Below are 11,025 nucleotides of genomic sequence, written 5' to 3'. Positions count from 1 at the left end.
GTCTCGATTGTCATATGTTCAGGGTAGGCAATCGAGAGGTTTTTCGAGTACGCTACTAGATGGGAGGTGAACCAGATGACGGTACAATTACCGATTCGGTTTCGCAATATATTCTTCATTTTGATTGGTTCCTTTATTTTTGCGTTCGGTGTCTACCACTTCAACGTCCAAAACAACTTGGCGGAAGGCGGCTTCACAGGCATCACCTTGATTCTGCGGGGCTTGTTCGATTGGTCGCCATCGATCACGAACTTGGCGCTCAACATCCCGCTCTTCTTCGTCAGCTATAAGCTGCTCGGGCGGACGACGTTCATCTACACGCTCATCGGGACGTTCAGCTTCTCGCTCTGGTACGCCCTCATTGCCAAGTACTCAAACCTCGTCATCGATTTGACGGACGACATGGTGCTCGCGAGTTTGTTCGCCGGCCTGTTCATCGGTATCGGTCTCGGCATCATCTTCAATAACGGCGGCACGACCGGAGGCGTCGACATCATTGCCCGGCTCGTGCAACGCTACGTCGGCTGGTCGATCGGCAAGACGTTCCTCGTGTTCGACTTTTTCGTCATCGTCCTCAGTTTGACGTATCTCGATATTCGCGAGGCGATGTATACGCTCCTCGCCGTCTATATCGGGGCCCGCGTCATCGACTCGATGCAGGAAGGGACGTACGCCGGGAAGGCCGCCATGATCATCAGCGACCATCGCACGGCCATCGCCGACGGCATCCACGCCACGATGAACCGCGGGACGACCCGTCTTCTCGCCAAAGGCGGCTATTCGAACAAGGAACTTGAAGTCCTCTACGTCGTCGTCGGACGGAACGAAGTGAACCGGTTGAAGACGATCGTCAAACAGATCGACCCGCACGCTTTCATCACGTTCCACCACGTCTATGAAGTCGGTGGTGAAGGGTTCACGTTCGATGAGAACCGGATTCCTTTGAAATAAGTCACGACGCACAACGCCCCGTTCGAATGAACGGGGCGTTGTTTCATTATCGTTCGATGCGGACGATCTCAAACGTGAGCGTGCCGCCCGGTGAAGCGATGGAGACGGTTTGACCGACGGTAGCTCCCATCAAACCGCTACCGAGCGGTGACGTCGCGGAGATCGACCCGTTTGCCAGATCGGCCTCGAGCTCGCCGACGATTTGGTACGTCTCGGTGTCACCATCCGGCAGTTCTCGCAACGTCACCGTGTCACCGAACCCAATCTTTCCGGCAGTCGCTTCCTCTTCCACGACGACGGCATCGGCGAGCGTTCGCTCTAGTTCGATGATTTTCGTCTCGATGCGCTCTTGTTCACGCACTGCGTCAAAGTACGTCACATCTTCTCGAAAGTCACAAAATTTCCGGGCCGCCTTGACACGTTCGAGCGCTTCACGCCGACCCTCGATGCGAAGCGTCTCGAGTTGTTCGATCAGACGCAGACGACCCGCCTTCGTCAACTGTGGTTTTGACATCTTGGTCCCCTTTCCAAACATGATAAAAAAAGTCCCGTCACGTGGACGGGACCGTTGATTCTACTCATCACGTGGCATGAAGACGATGAGTGCCAAGCGGATCAATTCGGCGACGGCGACGAGCGTTGCCGCCACGTACGTCCATGCTGCCGCGTTGAGCACTTTGCGCGCACCCGACTCTTCGGTTGCCGTGACGATTCCGTGGCTCGTCAGTTCAGCCATGGCCCGTTTCGAGGCATCGAATTCGACTGGGAGTGTGACGAGTTGGAACACGACCGCCCCGAGCATCATGATGACACCGAGTTGGGCGAGGCCCATCGCGCCGAGCAAGAAACCACCTAAGAGAAGCGGGAACGACAAGTTCGACGTGATGTTCACGACCGGCACGAGCCGGTGGCGGACACGCATCATCTTATAGTCGGTCGCATCTTGAATGACGTGGCCGATCTCGTGGGCCGCAATCGCAGCCGATGAGATTGTCGAGCCTTGATACACTTCACGTGAGAGACGGACGACTTTATTGACCGGATCGTAATGGTCACTCATCAGTCCGTCGACCATCTCGATGCGGACGTTGTTGACGCCGTTTTGTTTCATGATGAAGTCAGCGACTTGGGCGCCGGTGACGCCGCTTTGAATCGGTTGTTGAAGAAATTTTTTGTACGTACTTTTCACTCGCATCTGGGCCCATAATGGGATGAGCATAATCAGTGCAAGATAGAAAATATAGCCACCTAATGACATGTTCTCTATCACCTCTGCGTGTATTTGATACCCTGATTTTACATTCTTATGAACTTATTATCAAGTGAAGTGCGCAGGATGAGGTGGTATCCCATAAAAAAACATATTCCCGTCAACCAGAACGAACCGTAGCCGATCCAGGCGATATGCTCGGCGAGCGACGGATAGCGCGGCCATTGGCCGAGCACATAATCGACGACGTCGTTGTGGACTACCCAGACGAGCGTCATAACGAACGAACGAACCGTCCATGTCATGAACGGTGCATACAACAGCGCCTGGAACGCCATCGCTCCGTGCGACACCATCAGCATGACGGCCATGAGCACGGTGAACGTCTCCGCGTCCGGTCCGAGTTCCCGCAAGAACAAGAGGTTCATGATGACGGCCCACACCCCATACTTGATGAGCGTCACGAAGGCGAGCGTCTCCATGAGCGGCGACTTCTTTCCGGCGAGCCATAGGCCGAGCACAATCGTGAAGAAGAGCGAGGCCGTCGGGCTGTCCGGTACGAACGGCCAATAGATGAGCGGCGTATCGCGAAGCTGGGGCTCATACCAGACGTACCCGTAGATCGTGCCGAGCAGATTGATGAGAAAGAGTAGTCCTAACACGAGCCGGTGTGTCAGGATCGGGCGCAACATATGTATCATTCGAGTATTCCATCCTTTTTTTCTTCATTGTAGCGCAACGAAACGAAAGTAAAAAGAAGTGTGGCCCGTTTGACGGGTCACACTTCTTGAACCAATCGTTTATTGGTTGTTTTCTCCGCCTTCACCGTATGAAGCGATGAATTCAGACATGGCTTGGAGGTCCTCATCCGAACCGTCCCATTGGCCGGCCGGCATCGTACCGACACCGTTGACCGCGATATCCGCGATCTCTTCGGCCGTGTACTGAGTGCCGACGAGTGCAGGAGCTGCTGCCCCGCCTTCGAGGTTCTGACCGTGACAGTTCACACATGACTGCGCCGAGTAAATCTCGTAACCTGGTGCGGCCGTATCGATTTCAGGGCCCTCGCCCGGTACTTCCAAGATTCCTTGTTCATGCACTTGATCCCAATGTGTCGTTTGAACCGATTCCCACGTCAAGTAGAAGATCGACAACACGCCGAGAAGCATGAAGCTGATGGCGACCGGACGTTTCGCCGGACGGCGTTCGAGTCCTTGGTCGAGCCATGGTGCGATCAAGAGCGCCGTGAAAGCGACGCCTGGCAAGATGACCGTCCCAAGAAGGATCCAGTCCCCTGCTGCGAATTGGTATTTGAGCAATTGATACAAGAACAAGAAATACCAGTCCGGTAACGGAATGTAAGACGTGTTCGTTGGATCGGCGATGTTTTGGAGCGGTGGTGCCTCGACGATCGTCAAGGCGATGAATCCGATCAAGAAGACCGAACCGACCATCCACTCTTTCAACAAGAAGTTCGGCCAGAACGCCTCAGTGCGTCCTGGGTATTCAGAATAGTCTTTTGCAATATTTTGTTTCCGATTCGAGATTCCTACTCGAGAGTCGGTTACAAATTTCATCCCTTTACCGCGATGCATATCGTTTCTCCCCCTTTATATCTTCGAATCGGCTTATAGCGGTCCTGAAATCCCTTGTTTACGAATCATCAAGAAGTGGGCTCCGAGGAGTCCGAACAAGGCCGCCGGTAAGAAGAAGACGTGAATGGCGAAGAAGTTCGTGAGCGTCCGTGCGCCGACGATCTCACCACCGGCGAGAAGCGTCTTGGCAATGCCACCAATGACCGGGACACTCTCGGCAATTTGAAGCGTAACTTTCGTCGCGAACAACGCTTTCATATCCCACGGCAACAAGTACCCTGTAAGACCGAGCGCCAAGACGACGAAGAACAAGAGAACACCGACGACCCAGTTGAGTTCGCGCGGTTTCTTATACGATCCGGTAAAGAATACGCGGAGCGTATGTAAGAACAACATGACGATCGCAACCGATGCGCCCCAGTGGTGCATCCCACGAACGATTTGTCCGTGCGCGATCTCGTTTTGAAGATAGTACACCGACGCGTGCGCGTTGATGATGTCTGGTACGTAGTACATCGTCAAGAACATCCCTGACAGAATTTGAATCACGATCGTGAAGAACGTCAGACCGCCGAAGCAATAAACAAATGCTGAAAAGTGATGGGCAGGGTTGACGTGTTCTGGAACTTCATGGTCAGCGATGTCGCGCCATAACGGCGTGATGTCGACGCGTTCATCGACCCAATCATAAATTTTTTGTAACATCGACTATTCCCCCTCTCACAACTGTGCGACTGGACTGCCCAAGTATAGGAAGCCGTCTTTTTCTTCTTTTTCGTAGCGTGCAAGTGGTGCAGTCGGAGGCGTACCAGGAATGTTCGTTCCATCTTTCTCATAGCGACCGAAGTGACACGGGCAGAAGAACTCTGTCGGTCGAGTCGGGTCTCCACCATATCCTACTTGACAGCCGAGGTGCGTACAAATTGGAGACAAGGCGATGATCTCGCCGCTCTCATCTTTAAATACCCACGCCGAAAGCGTTTCTTCAAATTCATACCAAGCATCTTGCGTTTGTTTCTTAAAGTCGACACGTTGCGGCTCAGTCGTGATGTCATCGAGACTGATGACTTTTACTTTATCGCCCGCTCCCGATTTTTTTAAGACCGGATCGATCGCAAAGTTGACCATCGGACTGATCAATGTTGCCGCCATAAAGCCACCTACACCAGTCAACGTATACGTTAAGAACTGACGGCGTGTGACTTTTGACCCATTTTGAGCCATTTCGTTCCCCCCTCATTCGTGTGCATAACCCCATAATTCTTTATGCATTCTTCACAAAAATTTCTCACTCAACAAAATAGTATATCAATAAAACCTCCACGTCAACCGCTTCATGTCGCCATCCAACGGCTCGAAAGCTCGGTAATGACTTGCGTCGCAAAATTTTGAACCATCGTGTGCGACTGCTCGCCGGACATGCCTTTTAAAGCAAGCGGCGGAACAAACATAATCGGCAGTTCAGACCCTTTGAAACGCAAATCCGAGGAGATGAACAACACGTGGGAAAACCCAGAGGACACCGCTTTCGTGAGTACCGCTTCTGCCGTCGCCCGGCCAGCGTCCACGTCGACGTAACTAAGTGTCGGGCTGAGCATCGTCCGTCCCGACAGTTGCCGTTCGGTCTCGAGTGCCACCGCCTGAATGACTTCGTTCCCTTCGGCTTTACGCACCATGTCCTCATCAAACGCCAGTTCGACGAGTGGGACGACGAGCGTGTCGACGTATTGGCGTTCTGTCAGCGATTTCATCGCGTCTATGCCATCGAACCTCATCTTCCTCCTCCTCTCCTCCAGACATACATCATCATGTCCATTGTAGCGTACCTACAAACGTTCCCTATGCGAAACTTATGAACGAAATGTGAAATTATTGTGTATTCCTACGTCATTAATATACCAAAAAACAAGCGCCGACCATAACGGAAGCGCTTGTTTTTATTAAAATAATTTTGAGGCTCGCACTTGATGCAGCTGACTCGTCAAATTGCGGAACAATTTCTCGTCACGCCGGTCGAGCGCCTTGTCGATTTCGACGAGCAGACGTTCTTCCTCGAACTGGGCGACCGAGGCCCGGATGACCGTTTGCGCGGACGTCGTCACTTCATCCTTAAGTTCGGCCACGGGTTCGAACGGGTTCAATTCAACGATGTCGATCCACATTTCGTCGATCATCATCCCTTGGAAGTTGAGCTCCACGTAGATGGCGCCGTCATGGAGCCGGATGTCGTGATACGCCTTCTCGGGATTGACCGTGATGAGGTCACCCCGGCGGTAACGGAACGGTTCCCCGTCAAAACCGTACGCCGTCATGATCAGGCTACGCGGTGAGACCGAGGCGTTCGTGACGAAATGAACGTTCCCGAGTTTTTCTGGATGTCTGAGCCAGTAGTCGATAATCCACTTGGCTTCTCGTTTGCGAAGCGTATGATGAGCGAGGAATCGCTTTAAGAACATCTTTTTCCGCTCGACCATATGACCCCATCTCCTTTGTATCGATTAATCGTGGTCCGTCAACCGTTCGAGCCGCTCCTCCAGAACTTGGCGGTCGTCGACATCGACGGTGAGCGCAAGCGTTTGCTCGAGCACTCGTTGCGCTTCGGCACGCTGTCCTTCTTCTATCAATAGTGTAGCCCATTCGATGGCAAATGACACGTCCTCTTTATAAACTTGCTCGATCGACCCGTATAACGTGACGGCTTGATCGTAGTCCTCGAGTTCATAGGCCGCCTTCGCTTTGTACCAGGTCATGAGCGGAGACGTCGAATGCTCTTCGAGCGTGTCGATCGTCTCGAGGACGGCCTCCATGTCACCCGATTCGAATAAGACTGATAAGAGGAGCTCGGTCGCCTGGAGCGATTCCGGGTTCAGCGCGAGCGCTTCCCGGAGTTCCGTGACCGCCTCGTCCGTCCGCCCTTGCTTCAAGAACAGCTTCGCCTTCACCGTCCGCAACTCGTCGTTGTAGTCGTCACGGTCGATTCCCTGATCAATCACATCCAATGCCTCTTCGAAGCGGCCGAGCGCGTCGAGCGCTTCCGTATAGGGCAAGTAGAGCGACGTGAAGTCCGGGTCCATCGCCCGGAGTGACTCGAACTGCTTCACGGCGATTTCATCGCGACCGATGCGATGGGCGGTCATCGCGTGACCGAACACGGTATTCAAGTTGCGGTCGTTTGCTTTCTCATACTCATCGAGCGCCTCTTCGAACGAGCCGATCATCGTCAGCGCCTCGGCGTAGTCCGCCTGATAGTCGAGTTCTTCCGGCAAGCGCAAGTGCGGCAGACGGGCATAGAGCGGCACCGCCTGTTCGAATGAACCGATCGACGCATACAACTCGGCTAGGCCATAGATAAGGAGCGGTTCGTCTGGATTCGCCTCAAGCGCCTCCATCAATTTCTTCACCGCGACCTCATCCAACCCTTGAGATTGATAGAGATCAGCGAGCAAGACGAGGCTGCGCATATGCGCTTCCTTGTCTGTCGTATCAATCTTTTCGAGGACGGCGATCGCCTCTTCTTCCCGGTCGCTGTCCAAGTAAGCCTCGGCTAGTGACAAGGCGACGTGCGGATTGCCCGCGTAGTCGACGTAGAGTGCCGCGAGTACGTTCACGGCCCGATCGGCGAGCCCGAGTTCGAGGTAGATGTCGGCGATGGCCAGACGGTCTTCGTCCGACCCTTCCTTCTCGAGCGACTCGAGATGCATGAGGGCATGCTCGGTCTCACCTTTCTCGAGCATCTCAATAATATGATTCAATTCTATTTCGTCTAACATGTTTATAATTCCTCCTACCGGCTACTCGTATTGACGTTATTCTATCTCACGGCCGAGGCGTTGTAAATCGTCACGGAATCGTGGGTAACTTACATCAGCTGCCTCGACGTGTTCAATCGTCACACGGTCCGTCGTCAATAAGTCCGCGATTTGGAGCATCATCGCCAAGCGATGATCCCCGTGCGAGGAGACATGACCCCCGTGCAACCGGCTCGGATAGACGTCAAATCCGTCCTCGGTTTCGCGCACATCGACCCCGAGTGCCGAGAGTTCGTGCACGACCGTCTGAATCCGGTCCGTCTCTTTCACTCGGAGTTCGCCCGCGTCCCGGACCGATGACGGACTCGTCGCTTGCGACGCGACGAGAGCGAACAACGGTAATTCATCAATTTGGTGCGGGATGGCATCCCCGTCCAAGCGGATGCCGTGAAGTGTACTCGTCGACACTGTCACGTCGCCGACCGACTCTTCCCCGAGCGTGCGAACGTTCGTCACTTCCGTCTTCACACCCATCCGTTCGAGCGTACGTAAAAATCCGATTCGTGTCTCGTTCAAACAGACGTCGGTCGTCGTGACGCGACTGCCCGGGACGAGCGCCGCCCCGGCCCACCAAAAGGCAGCCGAAGATGGATCGGCCGGAACGGCCACCGTGGCCCCCTTGAGCACGGATGGAGCTAACCGGATCGTTCGGACACCGTCCTCTGCCGTGATGTCCAATTGCCCACTGAACAAAGGCAGCATGCGTTCCGTATGGTCCCGCGATAAGACGGGCTCGCGCACGATTGTCGGTCCGGTCGCACGAAGTCCCGCAAGCAGGACCGCTGACTTCACTTGCGCGCTCGCGACAGGCAACGTGTAATCGATGCCCGCCAGCGTCCGGCCGTGAATTTGGATCGGGGCGAACTCTCCGTCGAGGTCCGCGCCCATTTGTCGGAGCGGATCCGTCACCCGACGCATCGGACGTTTTGAGAGCGAGGCGTCTCCGGTAAGCGTGAACTCCCCATCGTAACCGGCGAGAAGCCCTGTCAAAAGACGCATCGTCGTGCCCGAGTTCCCGCAATCGAGTTCGGCCGATGTGAGCGTCTTCGCCCCCGTGATGAGGAGACGGTCCGGCTCTTCGATGACCTCCGCTCCTAACCTCCGAATCGCCTCGAGCGTCGACCGGCAATCCTCGCCAAGGAGTGGATCATAAATCGTCGTCTCCCCGGTCGCCACGGCCCCGAACAAGAGAGCGCGATGCGTGATCGACTTGTCACTCGGTACCCGTATGAATCCATTCAATCCCATGTCAAAACCACCCTTTCATTTGATGGAACGCTCCAGCGAGTCGCTCGGCCGTGACGCTCGCAACGGTCACCTCAGCGCCGAGCAGGACGAAGCGGATCTGCCCGTCCCGATTCTTTTTATCGTGTCCCATGCCTGCGAGATACGTGTCAAACGATTGCCAGTTGACCGTTGTGATGCCTTCCCGCCTCATGAATGAAGCGAGGGTTTCGGCCCGTTCCTCGTCGCCGGAGACGAGGAAGGCGTACACCATCCCGTAGAGAATCGCTTCCCCGTGCGACAACCGGTATGCCTCAGCCGACTCCAACGCATGCCCGAACGTATGACCGAAATTCAGCCACGCCCTCACGCCTTGTTCGCGTTCATCGGCCTCGACGACTAATCGCTTCACTTCGATCCCTCGTGCGAGCCACGTTTCCCAATCGAGCGGTCCTTGTGCCAAAGCATTGAACAACTCCACCTCGAACGAGTGACCGAGGACGTAACGTGACAGATAGGCGTGCTTAATCAATTCACCGAGCCCGCTCAAGACGTCCCGCGCGGACAACGTCTCGAGACGGTCCACGTTATAGTGGACGCCCGCCGGTTGATAGAAGGCACCGATCGCATTTTTCGCGAGCGGATGGTTCACCGCGACTTTCCCGCCGACGGCCGAGTCATGCGCGAGAATCGTCGTCGGCACTTGTATGTAACGCACACCGCGCATATAGACGCTCGCTAAAAAGCCGGCTAAATCCCCGACCATACCACCTCCGAATGCCACGACGAGCGTATCCCGGTCACAACCGCCCGTCAATCCGTCCGTGACGAGCCGTTCAATCGTGTCGAGCGACTTCGAGCCGTCACCCGGGCGGACGACCGACCAGACGACGTTCCGATGTTTATGCGCGAGCCGGTCCCGGAACGCACTTCCGTGCAACCGGTCGACCGTCTCATCTGTGACCACCCAGACGGTGGAGCACGAGAAGTAAGGGACGCGGTCGAGCCAGGCGTCCCCTCGTTCAATTGTGACGTCGTACGGGGTCGAGGCGTTCACATGGAGCGTCACCACGTCCGAATCTCCTCTCGGTATGCGGCGACACGTGACTGGATCCGGTTGACCGTGTCATGTCCGAACGTCTCGCATAACTCGCGGGCGAGCTCAAACGCGACGACGGCCTCCACGACGAGCGAGGCGGCTGGGACGGCGCAGGCGTCACTCCGTTCGATTTGCGCGAGAAACGGTTCTTTCGTGTCGATATCGACGGATTGGAGCGGTTTATATAGCGTCGGGATTGGCTTCATCACAGCCGTACAGACGATCGGCATGCCCGTCGTCATCCCGCCTTCGAAACCACCGAGATGGTTGCTCAGCCGCGTATAACCGTCCGGGCCATAGGCGATCGGGTCCATGACTTCAGAGCCTGGTCGATACGCCATCTCGAACCCATCCCCGAACGCGACCCCTTTAATCGCGTTGACGCTCATGACGGCTCGGGCGATGGCCGCGTCGAGTTTTCGGTCGTATTGGACATACGACCCGAGCCCTGGGATGACGCCATGCACTTCCGTACAGACGACACCGCCGAGCGAATCACCGGCAGCTTTCGCCTCGTCGATTCGATTCATCATCGCCTGACCTGCCGCCTCATCCATCGTCCGGACCGGCGACGCCTCAATCGCGGCGTGCAACGTGTCGAGCGACTCGTATGATGTCTCGGCCGTGACACCACCGATTACTTTGACATAGCTCACGAGTGACATGCCGACCGCAGCGAGCAGTTGCTTGCTAAGTGCCCCGACAGCGACACGGGCCGCCGTCTCTCGAGCGCTCGAGCGTTCGAGCACGTCTCGCAGGTCGCGATGGTCATACTTCAGTCCGCCGACGAGGTCGGCATGACCCGGCCGTGGCCGGACGACGCGACGCTTGATTTCAACATCCGCGTCGACCGGTTCGGCCTGCATGACGTTCCGCCAATGGGTATGGTCCTTGTTCTCGATCCAAAACGAAATAGGGGCCCCTGTCGTCACCCCGTGACGAATACCGGCCCTCACCTCGATTCGGTCTGATTCAATTTGCATGCGCCGGCCGCGTCCATAACCCGATTGCCGTTTGGCAAGCTCGTCATTGATTGCCTGCACGTCGACTTCAAGCCCGGCCGGCACGCCCTCGATGATGATCGAGAGTCCGGGACCGTGCGATTCTCCTGCCGTCAAATAACGCATGTGCGCCACC

13 protein-coding genes are annotated in these 11,025 nt (G+C 55.6%); 1 reads left to right on the top strand and 12 read right to left on the bottom strand.

Going from position 1 to position 11,025, the window contains the following annotated elements:
• The first annotated feature begins 75 nt into the window (after positions 1–75).
• Complete coding sequence (locus KNP79_RS01735; protein ID WP_215190918.1) at positions 76–951, top strand: YitT family protein; 876 nt, start codon at positions 76–78, stop codon at positions 949–951.
• Positions 952–997: 46 nt separating this feature from the next.
• Here the strand turns inward: KNP79_RS01735 and KNP79_RS01730 are convergent, their stop codons facing one another.
• The 12 genes from KNP79_RS01730 to aroC all read right to left on the bottom strand — a co-directional run bounded on the left by KNP79_RS01730 (position 998) and on the right by aroC (position 11,015).
• A complete protein-coding gene (locus KNP79_RS01730) occupies positions 998–1,465 on the bottom strand; it encodes a GreA/GreB family elongation factor (protein WP_215190917.1) in 468 nt (155 codons plus the stop codon).
• Between the two features lie 60 nt (positions 1,466–1,525).
• Positions 1,526–2,209 carry a zinc metallopeptidase gene (locus KNP79_RS01725; RefSeq protein ID WP_138859558.1) on the bottom strand — a complete coding sequence of 228 codons (684 nt, stop codon included), beginning with the start codon at positions 2,207–2,209 and terminating at the stop codon, positions 1,526–1,528.
• A 38-nt stretch (positions 2,210–2,247) separates the two neighbouring features.
• Positions 2,248–2,862, bottom strand: a complete 615-nt coding sequence (locus tag KNP79_RS01720) for a DUF1405 domain-containing protein (RefSeq protein ID WP_214752765.1) — start codon at positions 2,860–2,862, stop codon at positions 2,248–2,250.
• A gap of 99 nt (positions 2,863–2,961) precedes the next feature.
• Positions 2,962–3,756 carry a menaquinol-cytochrome c reductase cytochrome b/c subunit gene (locus KNP79_RS01715; RefSeq protein WP_021067210.1) on the bottom strand — a complete coding sequence of 265 codons (795 nt, stop codon included), beginning with the start codon at positions 3,754–3,756 and terminating at the stop codon, positions 2,962–2,964.
• Positions 3,757–3,789: 33 nt separating this feature from the next.
• Positions 3,790–4,461: a menaquinol-cytochrome c reductase cytochrome b subunit gene (qcrB, locus tag KNP79_RS01710; protein ID WP_021067209.1), complete on the bottom strand. Its 672-nt coding sequence runs from the start codon at positions 4,459–4,461 to the stop codon at positions 3,790–3,792.
• 15 nt (positions 4,462–4,476) lie between these two features.
• Complete coding sequence (locus KNP79_RS01705; RefSeq protein WP_021067208.1) at positions 4,477–4,980, bottom strand: QcrA and Rieske domain-containing protein; 504 nt, start codon at positions 4,978–4,980, stop codon at positions 4,477–4,479.
• 110 nt (positions 4,981–5,090) lie between these two features.
• A complete protein-coding gene (locus KNP79_RS01700) occupies positions 5,091–5,507 on the bottom strand; it encodes a DUF2487 family protein (protein ID WP_232939423.1) in 417 nt (138 codons plus the stop codon).
• A 189-nt stretch (positions 5,508–5,696) separates the two neighbouring features.
• On the bottom strand, positions 5,697–6,230 hold the full coding sequence (locus KNP79_RS01695; RefSeq protein WP_034777333.1) for a ReoY family proteolytic degradation factor: 534 nt from the start codon (positions 6,228–6,230) through the stop codon (positions 5,697–5,699).
• 24 nt (positions 6,231–6,254) lie between these two features.
• The gene (locus KNP79_RS01690) at positions 6,255–7,526 is read right to left on the bottom strand and encodes a tetratricopeptide repeat protein (protein ID WP_215190916.1); all 1,272 of its coding nucleotides are present in this window, start codon (positions 7,524–7,526) and stop codon (positions 6,255–6,257) included.
• A 36-nt stretch (positions 7,527–7,562) separates the two neighbouring features.
• Positions 7,563–8,813 (bottom strand): 3-phosphoshikimate 1-carboxyvinyltransferase, encoded by a 1,251-nt coding sequence (gene aroA / locus KNP79_RS01685; RefSeq protein ID WP_215190915.1) that lies wholly within the window; start codon positions 8,811–8,813, stop codon positions 7,563–7,565.
• Between the two features lies 1 nt (position 8,814).
• On the bottom strand, positions 8,815–9,861 hold the full coding sequence (locus KNP79_RS01680; RefSeq protein WP_215190914.1) for a 3-dehydroquinate synthase: 1,047 nt from the start codon (positions 9,859–9,861) through the stop codon (positions 8,815–8,817).
• Entirely contained in the window at positions 9,855–11,015 is a 1,161-nt protein-coding gene (aroC, locus tag KNP79_RS01675) for a chorismate synthase (RefSeq protein ID WP_138859563.1), read from the bottom strand. The genes KNP79_RS01680 and aroC overlap by 7 nt, the downstream gene beginning before the upstream one ends.
• Between the last annotated feature and the right edge of the window lie 10 nt (positions 11,016–11,025).

Source organism: Exiguobacterium sp. s7 (assembly GCF_018618195.1).
Classification (GTDB): Bacteria; Bacillota; Bacilli; order Exiguobacteriales; family Exiguobacteriaceae; genus Exiguobacterium; species Exiguobacterium mexicanum_A.
The sequence above is the reverse complement of the archived record's forward strand: the minus strand, read 5'-3'. Positions and strand labels throughout refer to the sequence as shown.